Below are 16,071 nucleotides of genomic sequence, written 5' to 3'. Positions count from 1 at the left end.
TTTCTCGCTGGTGCACACTGTAGCGCATCGCGACCAGAACGGACACATTCAACATGAAATTGGCGACCTACAAAGACGGCTCACGCGACGGACAACTGGTGGTGGTTTCACGTGACCTGAGCACCGCACATTATGCGACCGGCATCGCCAGCAAATTGCAACAGGTGCTCGACGACTGGAACTTCTTGGCCCCCCAATTGGAAGACCTGTACACCACGCTGAACCAGGGCAAGTCACGCCACGCTTTCCCTTTTGATTCCGAGCGCTGCATGGCCCCATTGCCCCGCGCCTACCAGTGGGCTGACGGCTCAGCCTACCTCAACCATGTGGAGTTGGTCCGTGCGGCCCGCAACTCTGAAGTGCCGTCCAGCTTTTACACCGACCCGCTGATGTACCAAGGCGGCAGCGATGATTTCATCGGCCCGTGTGATCCTGTGGTGTGCGCCAGCGAAGCGTTTGGCATCGACTTTGAAGCTGAGATCGCCGTCATCACCGGCGATGTGCCCATGCAGACCAGCGCGGACGATGCGATCGAGGCTGTGCGCTTGGTCATGCTGGCTAACGACGTGAGCCTGCGCAACCTGATTCCCAACGAGTTGGCCAAAGGCTTTGGCTTCTTCCAGAGCAAACCCGCCACCGCCTTCAGCCCCGTGGCCGTGACGCCCGACGAGCTGGGTGAGGCCTGGCAAGGCGGGCGCGTGCACCTGACGCTGCAGTCCACCTGGAATGGCCGCAAAGTGGGCATGTGCGAGGCCGGCCCCGAGATGACCTTCCACTTTGGGCAACTGATCGCCCACATCTGCAAAACCCGCAACGTGCGGGCCGGCTCCATCGTGGGCAGCGGCACCGTGAGCAACAAAAGCGTGGAAGTGAAGGGCAAACCCGAGTGGCCCAAAGGCTACAGCTGCATCGCCGAAAAACGCGCCATCGAAACCATCTTGGACGGCAAGCCGGGCACCGAATTCATGAAGTTTGGCGACACCATCCGCATTGAGATGAAGGGCTTGAACGGCGAGAGTTTGTTTGGGGCAATTGAGCAAGAAGTGGTGCCCTTGAATCAGGTGTGACTTTCTTTGACGCAGCGTCTTGATCGTTTGTCACTCTTCACGTGACAGGGTGTCACCCTCGGCTTGATCGGGGGGGCCACCCCGGATACTCTGAAATGAAGCGTAAAAAAGCTGTTTACGCTTCACATTTGAAGCGTAAATCCGTAGAATACGCTTCATGTACCTCTGGCAATCCCCTTGCTGGCCTGAATTTCAGGTCGATCTGGCCGCGCTGCAACCGGCGTTGGCCGCTGCACGCTATGCGCAGGGGCGAGCCATGGGGCTCGCCAGCCATCTGCAACTGATGGACTTGGGCGCATTGGAACTGCAAGGCTGGGCCGACGAAGCCGTGGCCACGGCGCAGATCGAGGGTGAAACGCTGCAAGTCAATTCAGTGCGGGCCTCTGCCGCCCGGCGGCTGGGCTTGGCCGACGCCAAAGCGCTGGAGCGCGACGCACGAACCGAAGCCACGCTTGATGTGCTGCAAGCGGCCATTGAGCAAAGGCATCAGCCGTTGACTCACGACATCCTGCATGGCTGGCAAGCCGCCTTGTTCCCGACCGGGCGCAGTGGCATTCAGAAAATCCGCACAGGCGCTTACCGCAACCATGCCGAACCGATGCAGATCGTCACGCCCCGCATGGGCAAGCCCCACATCGTGCACTACCAGGCCCCCGACTCGGCTGATGTGTATCCGCAGATGGCGCGTCTGGTGGAATGGTTCAATAGCAGCCATGGGAAAACCGACGGCCTGGTGCGTGCGGCGCTGGCCCATCTGTGGCTCGAGGCCATTCACCCCTTTGAGGACGGTAATGGCCGCGTGGGTCGGGCCTTGGTTGAAATGGCCCTGGCACAAGACCTGAAAACCGACAAGCGTTTGTGGAGCCTGTCGCAGCAAATGTGGCTGGACCGGGCGGGCTACTACGCCCAGCTGCAAGCGGCCACCGGACAGGCCAACATGGATGTAACGCCTTGGGTGCAATGGTTTGTGGGCTGCGTGCACAAAGCCGCCGATGCCACATGGGGACACATGCAAGCAGCCATGCGCAAAACCCGCTTCTGGACCGAACTGCGCGAGCAACACCCGCAGCTCACGCCCACGCAAACCAAGGCGATCAATAAACTCTATGACGTAGGGCCAGAAGGATTTGCCAACGGCATCAGCACCGAGAAATACGTGAACCTCTGCCGCGTGTCACGCGCCACGGCCTATCGCGAACTCACGGCGCTGTGCGATATGGGGGTGTTGGTGCAGACGGGGGTGGGGCGCGGGACACGGTACAAGCTGGACGATTTGTTGTCAGGCATCACCGATGACAACGCCCATGCTTAAGTGGACTTTGACAGACCAGTTGGCTGAGAAGTGCTTGGATTTTTCAGTGCCCCGAGGAGGTGAGCCGCTTCACAGATCAAACACCGGAATTTCTGGCGCAGCACCCCAGCGCAACGGCAGGATAGATGTGCCCAAACCCTTCGAAACATACAAGCGACAACCCGGTACATCGTAGAACCCAGCCACGAAACGTCCGCTGCCCACAGGCCTGAATGGCGCCCAACCGCCAATGGTCACTTGACCGCCATGAGTGTGTCCCGACAAGCACAAGGAAAGCCGTTGCTGATCCATTCGGCGGTTGACCTTGGGTAAATCAAAGAAACCAGGTGAGTGCTGAACAAGAACAGTCACATCGTCTGACGGGGCCGTTAACAGCAGCTGTGCATCAGGTTGTCCGGCAGTAAAGTCGTCCAGTCCGATCAAATGGATTTTTCTTTCCGCAGATGTGAATGACACCCGCTCATTGAGCAGGAACCGGCCATTGGGCTGGTCTGCAAAAAGCGTAACCAAAGCAGGGAAATCCGCACCGCTCCAGTGCTCCCAGTTGCCCGGCACGGCCACGACGGGAATGGTGCCCAAGGCCGCCAAAAAATCCTTCAACACAGGCAGTGCATCGGCACGGTCGATGGCATCGCCAGTGAGCACCACCAAATCAGGCTTCAGCGTCTGCACCTGGGCCACGATGGCCTTCTCTGCCTCGCCAAAGCGCTGCATGTGAAGGTCGGACAGTTGCACCACACGGAAGCTGGTTGCTTGGGATGGTCCGCGCATGTCGTGATGCGTGACCTCAAGGTCAGACTCGCTGCGCCAGAACAGGCCGAGGGCAATGAACAGGCCTGTAGCTAAAACCAGAGAAACAAGCCAGATGAAGCGGGCAGACATGCGTGGGTAAACCGTAACTGTCAGGCTGCGTGGTCATACAGCCACCGATCCAGCAGCGGTCCCACATAGGCTTCGCCCAAGTCATGTCCGCCATTCGGGACAACCGTCACGGGAATGCCCGTCAACCGGCCAAAGGCCTGCACGTTGGCCGGGATGCTCTGCCAGTCTTCTTCCCCAACATGAATTTCACAGTGGGCCGGTGCATTGAATTGCCCTGTCTCGGCCAGCGTTTTCAGCCGTTCTGGCCGTGGTGGCGAAAAGCTGGTTCTGGCTTGTTCGTTCGTGAACTCGCCAACGATGGGTGACAGCAACAGCACCCGGCCCACGAAAGATGGCATTTGGGTTTGAGCTTGCAGGAACAGATATGAACCGAAGGAATTGCAGATCACCAGTGCCTGTTCATGCCAGAAATGGCTTTGCAGGTCATCCACGATGGTCTGCACCTGTGCATCAAAAGGCAGTGCTCGGAAGTCGCCACGCGTTTCGCGGCCGGCGACATCGAAACCCCGATCCATCAGGCCTTGACCCAGACCGGTGGCTAACTGGCCTCCGTGGCCCGGAAGGTAGTAAATGGCGCGATTGGAAAATGCAGGCATATGCTGATTGTGGCTTACAGGTTCACTCTTCAGTTCGGGTTGTTTGTCCTTGAAAGTGCGTGGCATTGGTCTATAGTTGCTGATGATTTTTAAAACAGTGCCTCATGAAACCACTGCCCATCGAATTTGAACCAAACGCGTCCTTCTGCTATCGGATGGCGCGTTATCACCTGCTGAACGAAATCGCCAGTGAACCCGAGGCCAAGACCGGGGAGCCTTTCAGGCTTCATCCAGTTGCCAATCGTGTGATTGGACGTTATCTGAGCGACGAGCAGCAAGCCATGACCTACCCGGCCCGTGACACGGACGGGAAGTTGCAGCAAGTGGGTTCGGCTTTAAAGTTCTTTGTCTCACTTCGAGCCAAACGAGGTTCTGAATCGCCATTCGTCTGGCTTGGTAAGTCGGGTATGTATCGGCTTAAATCGGATACAGAGGTCATTGAAGAGGCCGACGAAGACACCGACGAAAACGTAGAAGACCAACCCACCGTTGAATTCAATGGATGGATTTATGCCTTTACATTTCCCGCCATCAAGCGGGTTGATCAGCCTTTCCCTATCAAAGTTGGACTGACGACAGCGGCGGATGTGGAAACCCGTGTCTATGGTCAGTGCAAAGGCTCAGGCTTCTTTGAGCGTCCCGAAATCCTCGGACGCTGGCAGGTCCAACGTGTGGCGCAGATTGAAGATGCCATTCACGCAGTTCTCAAGGCTCGTGGACGCTGGAAAGAAGATGCTCCGGGTGATGAATGGTTCATCACAACGATCGAGGAAGTCAGCGCTGTTCTGGAATTTATCAACCAATAATTCAATAATGAGCTTCCACAAAAAAGCACTGATCACCTTCGTGATCTTTCACCTCGTCTTCACTTTGGGCGGCGTGCTTGCTGAAAAACTTCAAACGCATCCGGAGCCAACCAACGACCAAGACATGATTGTTCAAGGCGTCGTGCTTTATGTGTGGGTATTGTTCACTGTAGTGATGTCGTTGATCGGACTTGGTGTCGCCTATTTAGTCCGGGGCATCGCGAAATTGATTGGCCGTCTGCGTAAGACTAAACAGGCTTGAATGATGTCCATGACTTTCTGAAACTTAAGAGACAAAAATACATGACTTACCTGAACATCATTGCAACACTACTCCTGATTGTGCTGATTGGCATATCGTTTCAAATGGTCAGCTGCATAGACCTAATGCGTGCCCTACTTCGTCAAATCAAGCCGAGCGATGAAGTCATACTGGATGTGGATGCGAAGTGGGGATCAACAACGCTAGCCGACACGCTGCTAAGAAAAATTCGCGACCTTGAGCGCCAGCAGCTCACCTTGGATGTAATCTCCGAAAAATTAGAAGAGTTGAATGATTTCAATCAGCTTTCGCCCGAGCAAAAGGAGCGAATTTTTGAATTGAAAAACCTAGCTGAAATGCTAAAGACTGCTAAGCCTTCCAATTAAAAAGCATACCAGCCATTCTTTTGGACAACTCGGAATAATTCTTACCGGAGCTTCTTCATCAACAGCGCATTAACCTGCCCCGGATTGGCCTTGCCCTTGCTGGCTTTCATGATCGGGCCGACCAGGCCGTTCAGGGCTTTGGTGTTGCCGGCTTTGAACTCTTCCACGTTCTTGGGGTTGGCGGCCAGCACGTCGTCGATGATCTTTTCCAGCTCGCCGGTGTCGTTCATCTGCTTGAGGCCTTTGGCTTCGATGATGGCGTCGACACGCGCTGCGCAAGCGGCGCCCTCCGCATCCGCACCTTCGGTCCACAACGCTTCAAACACCTGACGCGCTGCGTTGTTGCTGATGGTGTTGTCGCTGATGCGGCCAATCAGGGCGGCCAGTTGGGCGGCGCTCACCGGGGCTTGTTCGATCGCCATCTCGCTGGCGTTCAGGCGGCGTGACACTTCGCCCATGATCCAGTTGCTGGCCAGTTTGGCTTGGCCGCAGGCCTTGGCCGTGGCTTCAAAGTAGGCGGCAACCGCCTTGCTTTGCGTTAGCTGGGTGGCGTCGTATTCGGGCAGCGCGTAATCTTTGACGAAGCGCTCGGCCATCACGCGGGGCAGCTCGGCCATCTCGCCTTTGACGCGCTCCACCCAATCGCGGCCAATCACCAGCGGCGGCAGGTCGGGGTCAGGAAAGTAGCGGTAGTCGGCGGCGTCTTCCTTGGTGCGCATGGCGCGGGTCTCGCCGGTGTCGGGGTCGAACAGCACGGTGGCTTGCTGGATGGCGTGGCCGTCTTCGATTTGGTCGATCTGCCAGCGCACTTCGTAGTCAATGGCTTGCTGCATGAACTTGAAGCTGTTCAAGTTTTTGATCTCGCGGCGGGTGCCCAAAGGGCCACCGGGCTTGCGCACCGACACGTTGGCGTCGCAGCGGAAGCTGCCTTCTTGCATGTTGCCGTCACAAATGCCGACCCAGGTCACGATCTTGTGCAGCTCTTTGGCGTAGGCCACGGCCTCATCACTGCTCCGCATGTCAGGCTGGGTCACGATCTCCAGCAGGGGTGTGCCGGCGCGGTTCAGGTCGATGCCACTTTGACCAATGAAATCCTCGTGCAGCGATTTGCCCGCGTCTTCTTCCAGGTGGGCACGCTCCAGACGCACGGTTTTGCGCACCGTTTCTTTGCCTTCTTCGAGGAAGAACGACACCTCGCCGCCCTGCACCACCGGGATCTCGAACTGGCTGATCTGGTAGCCCTTGGGCAGGTCGGGGTAGAAGTAGTTTTTGCGCGCAAAAATGCTGCGCTCGGCGATGTGCGCGTTGACGGCCAGACCGAATTCGATGGCGCGCTCGACCGCGCCCATGTTCATCACGGGCAGTGTGCCGGGCAGGGCCATGTCCACCGCGCAGGCTTGCGTGTTGGGCTCGGCACCAAACGCCACCGAGGCGCGGCTGAAAATCTTGCTCTGGGTCGAGAGTTGGGTGTGCGTTTCAAAGCCGATGACGACTTCGTAGCCTTGAACTAATTTAGCGGTCATATCAAATGCCCTCCGGCTTGCGAAGGTGGAAATCGGTGGCTTGTTGCAGTCGGTGCGCAGCGTTCAGCAACTTGGCTTCTTGGAAGTAGTTGCCGATCAACTGCAGGCCCACAGGCATGTTGCCCGCACCAAAGCCTGCGGGCAGGCTCATGCCGGGCAAGCCAGCCAGTGAGGCGGGCAAGGTGAAGATGTCGGCCAAATAGTCGGCCACCGGGTCGTTGGCGTTTTCGCCAAATTTCCAGGCCACGGATGGGGCTACGGGGCCCGCGATCACGTCACATTGCTTGAACGCGTTTTGGAAATCGTCGGCGATCATGCGGCGGATTTTTTGCGCTTGCAGGTAATAGGCGTCGTAATAGCCGTGGCTCAGCACATAAGCGCCCGTCATGATGCGGCGCTTGACTTCGCTGCCAAAGCCTTCGGCGCGGGTCTTTTTGTACATGTCGACCAAGTCCACATAGTCCTTGGCGCGGTGACCGAACTTCACACCGTCAAAGCGACTCAGGTTGGAGCTGGCTTCGGCCGGGGCAATGATGTAGTAAACCGGGATGGACAGCTCGGTGCGCGGCAGGCTGATGGGCACCAACTTGGCGCCCAGCTTTTCGTACTCGTGCAAAGCGCCGTCGACGGCGGCGCGCACATCGGCAGTCAGGCCTTCGCCAAAGAATTCCTTAGGCACGCCAATGCGCAGGCCTTCGATGGAGGCGTTCAATGAGGCGGTGAAGTCTTCGGCGGGCACGTCGAGCGAGGTCGAGTCGCGGTCCAGATCGGGGCCGCACATGGCGCTCAGCAACAAAGCGCAGTCTTCGGCGTTGCGGGCCATGGGGCCGCCCTGGTCCAGGCTAGAGGCGAAGGCGATCATGCCGTAACGGCTGGCGCGACCATAGGTGGGCTTGATGCCGGTGATGCCGCAAAAGCTGGCAGGCTGGCGGATCGAGCCGCCGGTGTCGGTGCCAGTCGCAGCGGGGGTCAGGCGTGCGGCCACCGCCGCAGCGCTGCCGCCAGATGAGCCGCCGGGCACGCGGGCCGTGTCCCAGGGGTTGGTGACTTTGCCGAAAGCCGAGTTTTCGTTGGCCGAACCCATGGCGAATTCGTCGCAGTTGAGCTTGCCCAATGTGACCATGCCTGCGCCGCCGAATTCAGATGCGCCGAGCTTTTGCACCAGCGTCGCGTCAAAAGGCGAGCGGTAGCCGGTGAGTATTTTGGAGCCTGCGGTGGTGACAAAGTCACGCGTCACAAACACGTCTTTGTGCGCCACGGGTACGCCTTCGAGCAGGCCGCCCGTGCCTGCTGCCAGGCGGACGTCGCTGGCTTGGGCTTGCGCCAAGGTCACTTCGCTGTCGATGTCGAGGAAGGCGTTATGCGGGTTGCCACCGGTTTGGGCCAAAAAGCGGGTCGCTACTTCGACGGCGCTCACTTGTTTGGATTTCAGGGCTTGGGCCAGTTCGGCCACGGTCATGTCGTGCAGGTTGGATGTCGTCATGGTGCGGCTCACTCGATCACCTTGGGCACCAGAAACAGGCCGCGCTCGACGGCGGGGGCACTGCGCTGGTTCAGGTCGCGTTGGTTGGGTTCACTGACCACGTCGGGTCGCAGGCGCAATGTGATGTCCTGAATGGCAGCCACGGGGTGGGCCATGGGCTCGATTCCGGTCGTGTCCACCGCCTGCATGGCCTCGACGATGCCAAAAAAGCCGTTGATCTGAGTCAGCATGCGCTCACTTTCGTCGGGCTGCAATTCCAGGCGGGCGAGGTTGGCGATGCGGGCAATATCCTGCGGGGTCAGGGACATGGTTTGAAACGAGTTGTAAATGACGGGTTTTCCGGCTGGAACGGCACATGAATGCGTCTGTTTTACCGGGGGATCGGGTATTATCCTGTGTTTGGCGCCGTTCACAGCAAAGCCTCTGAGCCAGCCCTAAAGACACACCAAATTTGACCGCCGCGCTACCCCAAACAGTCCCCTCTGCGGGCCTTGGGGCTGAGCGTCAAAGGACTCCCCAATGTTTTCCTCTTTCCGCCGTTATTTTTCCAGCGATCTGGCCATTGACTTGGGCACCGCCAACACCCTGATTTTTGTGCGCGACAAGGGCATCGTGCTCGACGAGCCTTCGGTCGTTGCCATCCGCCACGAAGGGGGACCCCAGGGCAAGAAAACCCTGCAAGCCGTGGGCCACGAAGCCAAGGCCATGCTGGGCAAGGTGCCCGGCAACATCGAAGCCATTCGCCCCATGAAAGACGGCGTGATCGCCGACTTCACCGTGACTGAGCAAATGCTCAAGCAGTTCATCCGCATGGTGCACCCCCGCAGCACCTTCCGCCCCAGCCCCCGCATCATCATTTGTGTGCCTTGCGGCTCTACCCAGGTCGAGCGCCGGGCGATTCGCGAATCGGCTTTGGGCGCAGGCGCGTCTGAGGTGTATTTGATCGAAGAACCCATGGCCGCAGCCATCGGCGCAGGTTTGCCGGTGTCGGCAGCTTCGGGCTCCATGGTGGTCGACATCGGTGGCGGCACCACCGAAGTGGGCGTGATCTCGCTGGGCGGCATGGTCTACAAAGGCAGCGTGCGCGTGGGTGGTGACAAGTTTGACGAAGCCATCATCAGCTACATCCGCCGCAACTACGGCATGCTGATTGGCGAGCCCACCGCCGAATCGATCAAGAAAAACATTGGCTCGGCCTTTCCTGGCAGTGAAGTCAAGGAGATGGAAGTCAAGGGCCGCAACCTGTCCGAAGGCGTGCCACGCAGCTTCACCATCAGCTCCAACGAAATCCTGGAAGCCCTGACCGACCCGCTCAATCAGATCGTGTCCGCCGTCAAAACCGCGCTGGAACACACGCCACCCGAATTGGGCGCTGACATTGCCGAGCGCGGCATGATGCTCACGGGCGGCGGCGCATTGCTGCGCGACCTGGACCGTCTGCTGGCCGAAGAAACCGGTTTGCCTGTTTTGGTGGCCGAAGACCCGCTGACCTGTGTGGCGCGGGGTTGCGGCATGGCGCTGGACCGCATGGACCAGTTGGGTAGCATTTTCACCAGCGAATAAGGCACGCTCGTTGGCTGTTTTCCGGCAGTCACAGATCAAGCCTTTTCAAACCTGAATCCGGCGCAACACCTCCATGGCTCTGGATACCCTTGAACGCAGTTCCCCGCCGATTTTTCGGCAGGGCCTGTCTGTCACCTCCAAACTGGTGCTCTTGGCGCTGCTGTCGATTTTGTTGATGGCATCAGACCACCGTTTCCAGATCTCCCAGCCGCTGCGTGCGGGCATTGCCATTGTGCTGTCCCCCTTGCAATGGCTGTCGCTGCAGCCTGCGCGCGCGGTCAGAGGCATGGGTCAATACTTTCACAACCTGGAAGAGGCGCAAGATGCCGCACAAAACTTCCAGACGCGCACCATCGCGCAGGCCCAGCGTTTGCAGCAAGTTGAACAATTGAAACTGGAAAACACCCAATTGCGGGAGTTGCTGGATTTGCGTGCACAAATTGCAGGGCCAGCCAAGGCGGTTGAAGTGCTTTACGAAACGGCCGACCCTTACACCGATCGCATCGTGGTGGACCGAGGACAAGTCGGGGGCATCGTGCTAGGTTCTGCGGTCATTGACGCGGGCGGCGTGGTGGGGCAAGTCACACGCGTGTATGCCTTGGTCAGCGAAGTGACGCTGCTCACAGACCGGGCCCAAAGCATTCCTGTGGTGAATGCCCGAACGGGCAGCCGCCATGTCGCTGTTGGCGATCCGACCCTGTCTGCTGGGGCACTCGAGTTGAAATTTGTGCCGGCCAGCACGGATGTCAAACAAGGTGACTTGCTCACCACCAGCGGCATTGACGGTGTTTATCCGCCGGGCTTGCATGTGGGCACGGTCAGCCAGATTGACCGCCGCGTTGATTCGTCGTTTGCCCGGGTTCACGCGATTCCGGCGGCCAAGCCGAGGGGGCGGCATTTGCTGGTGCTGATGCCAACGAAAGACTGGCCCACTGTACCCACGCCCCCACCTGAGCCCAAACGTGTGAGCAAAGGCCGGACAGCTGCGGCCTCATCAGCAGGAGTCAAACCATGATCATGCCCGCAGGGCGTCCCTTGCTGTTGCCCGCCAACCCCCGGTTCATTGCCATGACCGTGGTTGTGGGCCTGTTGCTGAACATGTTGCTCGGCTTGGTGGGGTGGCATTGGTTACCCGATGTGCTGGCCATCGTGGTGGTGTTCTGGAATGTTTATCAACCCAGGCGTGTGGGTGTGGTGCTGGCTTTTGTGCTGGGCTTGGCGCTGGATGTGCACGAGTCGGCCTTGCTGGGGCAAAACGCTTTGTCTTATGTGGTGCTGAGCGGCATGGCGCTGGCTGTGCAACGGCGGCTGTTGTGGTTTCCGTTGCGTGAGCAAGCCCTGCAGATCGTTCCGCTGTTTGTGATTGCTGCATTGCTGGAGTGGCTCACGCGCTTGATCGTGCACGATGCCTGGCCTCACTGGAGTCAACTCTTTGCGCCGTTGCTGCAGGCAGCCCTGTGGCCACTGATCGGGGCCTTGTTGCTGGCACCGCAGCGGCGTGCTTTTGACCCCGACAACATCCGGCCCCTTTGACCATGTCATTCTGGCTGCCTTCACTTGCCGAGTTGCGCGATAGCCAAGCCGAACTTCAGCGGTTTCGCGCTCGGGTGGCCGTGGTGCAAGTGCTGGTGCTGGTTTGCTTTCTTTTGTTGGGCGTCCGCTTGTCCTATTTGCAAATCGTGCGACACGAGGACTTGCTGGAACAGGCCGAAAACAACCGCACGGCGGTGATCCCGACGGTGCCCCCACGCGGCACCATTCTGGACCGCAATGGGGTTGTGCTGGCCAGCAATTACTCGGCCTATACCCTCGAAATCACGCCCTCCCAAGTGGCCGACCTCGAGGCCACGATCGACGCATTGGCCGAGGTGGTGGAAATCCAAGGCAAAGACCGCCGCAGGTTTAAGCGTTTGCGGGAAGATTCGCGCAGCTTTGACTCCTTGCCAATTCGCACCCGGCTGAATGACGAAGAGGTGGCGCGTTTCAGCGCACAGCGTTACCGTTTTCCGGGCGTTGAAATCAAGGCCCGCCTGTTCAGACAATACCCTTACGGTGAATTGGCCAGCCATGTGGTGGGCTACATCGGGCGCATCAATGCCAAGGAAAAAGAACGCATCGAAGAAGACGACGATGTCGGCAATTACCGGGGCACCGAATACATCGGCAAATTGGGTGTGGAGCAACGCTACGAGCGCGAGCTGCACGGCATCACAGGGGTGAACCGGGTTGAAACCTCGGCTGGCGGTCGAGCCACCCGAAGCCTGTCCAGCCACTTGGCCACGCCGGGGCAGAACGTGGTTTTGTCGATCGACATCCAGTTGCAAAAAATGGTGGAGGACCTGTTTGGTACCCGTCGCGGCGCTTTGGTGGCGCTGGACCCCAACACGGGCGAGGTGCTGGCGTTTGTCAGCAAGCCCACGTTTGACCCCAATTTGTTCGTCGATGGCATTGATGTCGATAACTGGAAAATCCTCAACGAGTCGATCGACAAGCCACTGCTCAACCGGGCTTTGCGGGGCACCTACCCGCCGGGCTCGACCTATAAGCCCTTCATGGCCATGGCCGCGTTGACCACTGGCAAACGCAGTGCCAGCACCATCATCAACGATGCCGGTTCGTGGAGCTATGGTGGCCACACCTTTCGCAGCCACGGCGACTCAGGGCTTGGGCCTGTGGACATGGTCCGCTCCATCGTGCTGTCGAGCAACGTCTATTACTACTCGCTGGCCAACGAGATGGGGGTGGACGCCATCCACGACTTCATGAAGCCGCTGGGTTTTGGTCAGATCACGGGCATTGACCTGCCTGGTGAGGTGCGCGGCATTTTGCCCAGCACCGAATGGAAGCGCAATTACTACAAAAAGCCCGAACAAAAGAAGTGGTATGGCGGTGAGACCATTTCGCTGGGTATTGGCCAGGGTTACAACACCTTCACCATGCTGCAACTGGCTTCGGCCACGGCCACACTGGCCAGTGGGGGTATGCAGTTCAAGCCCCATGTCGTCACGGCCACACAAGACGCGCTGACCCATGTGCCCACCCAAGTCAACTCACCTGAGCCGCTCAACCTGGGCTTCAAACCTGAGCACATGAGCGTGGTACGCAACGGCTTGGTGGGCGTGGTGACTTCAGGCACTTCTGCGCGCGTGTTTGCGGGTGCCGGGTATTCCAGTGCGGGTAAAACAGGGACAGCCCAAGCGGTGACCATTGGCCAAAAGGACAAGTACAACGCCGCGAATTTGTCCGAATACCAACGCGACCACGCCTTGTACATGGCGTATGCACCTGCAGAGGCCCCCAAGATCGCGGTGGCGGTGGTGGTCGAAAATGCCGGTTTCGGTGCGGCCTCTGCCGCCCCGATTGCCCGGCGTGTTTTTGACTATTGGTTGTTGGGGCAATACCCCAGCGAAGAAGACATGGCCGCGACCCAAAAAGGCCAGACGGCCAGCCCGATCGGCAAACCACGCACCAAGCAGGACGTGCCATTGGAAGCCCGCCGACTCAACTGAGCAGGGGCCTCAGTGTGGCCAGCTTTGCGCCAGAGACTTCAGGCCCCGGATCAGCATCTCCACCGAGATGGACACCAAAATCAGGCCCATCAAGCGCTCAAAGGCCGAGACCACGCGCAAACCAACCACCCGTTGCAAGCGCTCGGCCAGCAACAAAACCACCGCACAAACCAGCATGGTCACCGTGAGGGCGGCGACCCACTCCAGCCGACGCTCGGGCGCCTGGCTGACCAGCAGCAGCACAGTGGCCATGGCCGAAGGGCCCGCCAAGGCCGGAATGGCCAAGGGCACGATCAGTGGTTCGGCGGCAGGCACGGGCGAATCTTGCGGCGGGGGTGGAAAGATCATGCGCAACGCGATCAAAAACAGCACCACCGCACCGCCAATTTGCAAAGACACATCCGACAGGCTCATCGCCTTCAGGAACGATTGCCCGACAAACATGAAGGCCAGCAGCAGGCCAAAGGCGATCAGCACTTCGCGCACGATGACGCGGGCACGTCGTTCGGGCGGCACGGCCCGCAAGGTGTTCACAAAAATCGGGATGTTGCCTAGCGGGTCGGTGATCAGCAGCAGCAAGATGGTGGCCGAAGCAAATGTGTGTTCCATGCCCATCAGCTCGCGTAAACCGTGTTCAGACTGGCAAAGCCTTTCACTTCAATCGGGTTGCCGAAGGGGTCCATGAAGAACATGGTCCATTGCTCGCCCGGCTGACCTGCAAAACGCAGGTGCGGCGCGACCACAAAGGCCATGCCAGCGGCCTGCAGGCGTTCGGCCAGGCGTTGCCAATCGTCCTTTTGCAAGACCAAGCCAAAGTGCGGCATGGGCACCAAGTGATCGCCCACATGACCTGTCAAGCTGGTCTTGAACGGCTCACCCAGATGCAGGGAGATTTGGTGCGAGAAAAAGTCAAAGTCCACCCAGGTGTCGGTGGAGCGACCTTCCTGGCAACCGAGTGTGCCGCCATAAAAACGGCGGGCCTCGTCGAGGTCGGTGACGTGAAAAGCGAAGTGAAACAAGCTGTGCATGCCCGAAAGCATAGCAGCCAGTCACCACAGGGCCAGCAGGAAGAACCCGCAGCCTCAAGTCTCGGCAAGGCTGAATCCCAAGCGGTCAGGCCTGCGTCGGGTCGGCTGCCATCGCGTCAAATTTTTTGAAGTATTGCTTCGCCAATGAGACCAACTGGGCGTCCGACGGGTGATCTGTTGCGATGCTGTCGACGATGGCCGTGGCGGTGGTTTTTTGGTGCGCCAGGCACCAGTCCCGGAATTCGTTGCGGGCGATGCCTGGCCCGGTTAAAAGCACTTCGTGTGTGCCTTTCAGGGCGTGGGCCACGTCGGTAAAAAAGGCAGCAATGTCGCCGGCTTTGCCTTGGTGTTTGTGGTGGCTGCGCGATTTGATGCGCTGGGCTTCGACATGCTCTCGGTCAAACATGACGACATGTGCTTCTTGGTGGTCCATCCAGACAACGGCGTGAAAAGTGCTCATGGTGCTCTTTGTGTAAAAAATTAACGGTGTTGTTCGGCCAACGACTGGCAATTGATGCAGCGCTTGGCGGTGGGGTAGGCCTGCAGCCGGGCGGGCGGAATGACGACGCCGCAGTCTGTGCACTGGCCGTAGGTGCCTGCTTGGATGCGTTTCAGGGCGGCTTCGATGTCGCCCAACTCGGCCGTTTCGTGTTCGTTCATGGCGAACTCGGTTTGCCGTTCAGTTTGGATCTGGGCGCGCGACTGGAAGCTGTTGTCAAAGTGGTCGGCGGCCATGTCTGCGCGCGACACAAGGCCGCCGCGCTCGTACGCCATGCGTTCCAGCAGTTGCGTGCGGGCCTGGATCAGCAGGGCCTGAAAGACATCTGGAGAGGAGGGTGGTGTGGTGCTCATGTGTTCATCATGAAACAGCCACATCGCGTTGACATTGATGCAGGTCAACCAACAGGGTGCAGCCGTGCGCTGACCCACAGGGCACTGGTCACATCTGCTTTGGGAGGCAAGGGCGTTGCCTCCCTTTGCGCTCAAACTTTGGCTTTGGCTCGGGAAAGCATCAACTCGGTGTTGGTTTTGCGATCGGCGTTGACCTGTTGCAGGCTGGGGCGCTCGCCCATGCGTTTGAGGTAGTCGCGCACCGGCAGGTCGGCCAGAAAGTCGCGCCCGTAAACGAGTTTGGTGGCAGCCGACACCAAGGGCAAATGCACCACCGCCGCGCAGTCGGCCAAGCTCAGTTTGTTGCCCAGCATGAAGGGGTTGAACTGGGCCAGTTGGGCCAATGCCGCCACGTTTTTCTCAAGTTGGGCACCTGTCTTTTCCTTGGCGCTGTCGCTGATCTGCCCGCCAAAGAATGCCTGTGGGTACAAGTTGCGGGCCACCAGCTCGAGGTGCAGCTCCAGAAAAGTCACCAGCTCGCGGACCTTTGCTGCGGCAAAAGGGTCTGCGGGCAGCAAGGGGTTTTGGGGGTATTGGTGCTCTATGTACTCCATGATCACGCCCGACTCGCACAGCGAACCTTGGGGGGTTTTGATGTAAGGCACTTTGCCCAGCGGGCTGCATGCCGAATCGGTCTGGCCTACCCAGGCCAGCTCTTCGGTGAAGGGCACACCTTTTTCGAGCAGGGCGAATTTGACTTTGTTGTAGTAATTGCTGGCTGCAAAGCCGCAGAGTGTGAGCATGGATGAATCTCCGTGAAGGG

General features: G+C 58.9%; 19 protein-coding genes. 9 read left to right on the top strand and 10 right to left on the bottom strand.

Translation table 11 applies throughout. The features are described from left to right. Positions 1 to 53 precede the first annotated feature (53 nt). A complete protein-coding gene (locus ACZ5RG_RS13110; RefSeq protein ID WP_464447294.1) occupies positions 54 to 1,067 on the top strand; it encodes a fumarylacetoacetate hydrolase family protein in 1,014 nt (337 codons plus the stop codon). Positions 1,068 to 1,224: 157 nt separating this feature from the next. Then, positions 1,225 to 2,379 carry a DUF4172 domain-containing protein gene (locus ACZ5RG_RS13105; protein ID WP_464447293.1) on the top strand — a complete coding sequence of 385 codons (1,155 nt, stop codon included), beginning with the start codon at positions 1,225 to 1,227 and terminating at the stop codon, positions 2,377 to 2,379. A 69-nt stretch (positions 2,380 to 2,448) separates the two neighbouring features. Here the strand turns inward: ACZ5RG_RS13105 and ACZ5RG_RS13100 are convergent, their stop codons facing one another. Both ACZ5RG_RS13100 and ACZ5RG_RS13095 read right to left on the bottom strand, forming a co-directional pair. Further along, complete coding sequence (locus tag ACZ5RG_RS13100) at positions 2,449 to 3,261, bottom strand: metallophosphoesterase (protein WP_464447292.1); 813 nt, start codon at positions 3,259 to 3,261, stop codon at positions 2,449 to 2,451. Between the two features lie 20 nt (positions 3,262 to 3,281). Then, positions 3,282 to 3,923 carry an alpha/beta fold hydrolase gene (locus ACZ5RG_RS13095; protein ID WP_464447291.1) on the bottom strand — a complete coding sequence of 214 codons (642 nt, stop codon included), beginning with the start codon at positions 3,921 to 3,923 and terminating at the stop codon, positions 3,282 to 3,284. A gap of 38 nt (positions 3,924 to 3,961) precedes the next feature. On the opposite strand from ACZ5RG_RS13095, the gene ACZ5RG_RS13090 reads away from it, so the two are divergent. The 3 genes from ACZ5RG_RS13090 to ACZ5RG_RS13080 are packed head-to-tail and all read left to right on the top strand — an operon-like array spanning position 3,962 to position 5,311. Continuing rightward, positions 3,962 to 4,663: a GIY-YIG nuclease family protein gene (locus ACZ5RG_RS13090; protein ID WP_464447290.1), complete on the top strand. Its 702-nt coding sequence runs from the start codon at positions 3,962 to 3,964 to the stop codon at positions 4,661 to 4,663. 7 nt (positions 4,664 to 4,670) lie between these two features. Then, positions 4,671 to 4,925, top strand: a complete 255-nt coding sequence (locus tag ACZ5RG_RS13085; protein ID WP_464447289.1) for a hypothetical protein — start codon at positions 4,671 to 4,673, stop codon at positions 4,923 to 4,925. Between the two features lie 41 nt (positions 4,926 to 4,966). Next, positions 4,967 to 5,311, top strand: coding sequence for a hypothetical protein (locus tag ACZ5RG_RS13080; RefSeq protein ID WP_464447288.1), 345 nt, complete (start codon positions 4,967 to 4,969; stop codon positions 5,309 to 5,311). A 41-nt stretch (positions 5,312 to 5,352) separates the two neighbouring features. Here the strand turns inward: ACZ5RG_RS13080 and gatB are convergent, their stop codons facing one another. The 3 genes from gatB to gatC are packed head-to-tail and all read right to left on the bottom strand — an operon-like array spanning position 5,353 to position 8,625. After that, positions 5,353 to 6,834, bottom strand: a complete 1,482-nt coding sequence (gene gatB, locus ACZ5RG_RS13075; protein ID WP_464447287.1) for an Asp-tRNA(Asn)/Glu-tRNA(Gln) amidotransferase subunit GatB — start codon at positions 6,832 to 6,834, stop codon at positions 5,353 to 5,355. Between the two features lies 1 nt (position 6,835). Beyond that, entirely contained in the window at positions 6,836 to 8,317 is a 1,482-nt protein-coding gene (gene gatA / locus ACZ5RG_RS13070) for an Asp-tRNA(Asn)/Glu-tRNA(Gln) amidotransferase subunit GatA (RefSeq protein WP_464447286.1), read from the bottom strand. An 8-nt stretch (positions 8,318 to 8,325) separates the two neighbouring features. Continuing rightward, complete coding sequence (gene gatC / locus ACZ5RG_RS13065) at positions 8,326 to 8,625, bottom strand: Asp-tRNA(Asn)/Glu-tRNA(Gln) amidotransferase subunit GatC (RefSeq protein ID WP_019429241.1); 300 nt, start codon at positions 8,623 to 8,625, stop codon at positions 8,326 to 8,328. Between the two features lie 211 nt (positions 8,626 to 8,836). On the opposite strand from gatC, the gene ACZ5RG_RS13060 reads away from it, so the two are divergent. From ACZ5RG_RS13060 to mrdA, 4 genes are all read left to right on the top strand, one after another. Then, positions 8,837 to 9,880: a rod shape-determining protein gene (locus tag ACZ5RG_RS13060; RefSeq protein WP_312260677.1), complete on the top strand. Its 1,044-nt coding sequence runs from the start codon at positions 8,837 to 8,839 to the stop codon at positions 9,878 to 9,880. A 73-nt stretch (positions 9,881 to 9,953) separates the two neighbouring features. Beyond that, on the top strand, positions 9,954 to 10,895 hold the full coding sequence (gene mreC / locus ACZ5RG_RS13055; protein ID WP_464447285.1) for a rod shape-determining protein MreC: 942 nt from the start codon (positions 9,954 to 9,956) through the stop codon (positions 10,893 to 10,895). Then, entirely contained in the window at positions 10,892 to 11,413 is a 522-nt protein-coding gene (gene mreD, locus ACZ5RG_RS13050; protein ID WP_019429244.1) for a rod shape-determining protein MreD, read from the top strand. Before mreC ends, mreD begins: the two co-directional genes overlap by 4 nt. 2 nt (positions 11,414 to 11,415) lie before the next feature. Then, positions 11,416 to 13,389, top strand: coding sequence for a penicillin-binding protein 2 (mrdA, locus tag ACZ5RG_RS13045; RefSeq protein ID WP_298596326.1), 1,974 nt, complete (start codon positions 11,416 to 11,418; stop codon positions 13,387 to 13,389). Positions 13,390 to 13,398: 9 nt separating this feature from the next. Here mrdA and ACZ5RG_RS13040 read toward each other — a convergent pair whose 3' ends face one another. From ACZ5RG_RS13040 to ACZ5RG_RS13020, 5 genes are all read right to left on the bottom strand, one after another. Continuing rightward, positions 13,399 to 13,998: a MarC family protein gene (locus ACZ5RG_RS13040; protein ID WP_298596328.1), complete on the bottom strand. Its 600-nt coding sequence runs from the start codon at positions 13,996 to 13,998 to the stop codon at positions 13,399 to 13,401. 5 nt (positions 13,999 to 14,003) lie between these two features. Next, positions 14,004 to 14,417 carry a VOC family protein gene (locus ACZ5RG_RS13035; RefSeq protein WP_298596331.1) on the bottom strand — a complete coding sequence of 138 codons (414 nt, stop codon included), beginning with the start codon at positions 14,415 to 14,417 and terminating at the stop codon, positions 14,004 to 14,006. 85 nt (positions 14,418 to 14,502) lie between these two features. Beyond that, entirely contained in the window at positions 14,503 to 14,877 is a 375-nt protein-coding gene (locus ACZ5RG_RS13030; protein ID WP_464447284.1) for a hypothetical protein, read from the bottom strand. A gap of 20 nt (positions 14,878 to 14,897) precedes the next feature. After that, positions 14,898 to 15,269, bottom strand: a complete 372-nt coding sequence (locus tag ACZ5RG_RS13025) for a TraR/DksA family transcriptional regulator (protein ID WP_315237418.1) — start codon at positions 15,267 to 15,269, stop codon at positions 14,898 to 14,900. A gap of 131 nt (positions 15,270 to 15,400) precedes the next feature. Continuing rightward, positions 15,401 to 16,051: a glutathione S-transferase gene (locus tag ACZ5RG_RS13020; RefSeq protein WP_464447283.1), complete on the bottom strand. Its 651-nt coding sequence runs from the start codon at positions 16,049 to 16,051 to the stop codon at positions 15,401 to 15,403. Positions 16,052 to 16,071 lie beyond the last annotated feature (20 nt).

This window comes from Limnohabitans sp. TEGF005, from assembly GCF_055394835.1.
Note: the sequence above shows the minus strand (reverse complement) of the source record. Positions and strands in the feature narration are given on the sequence as shown.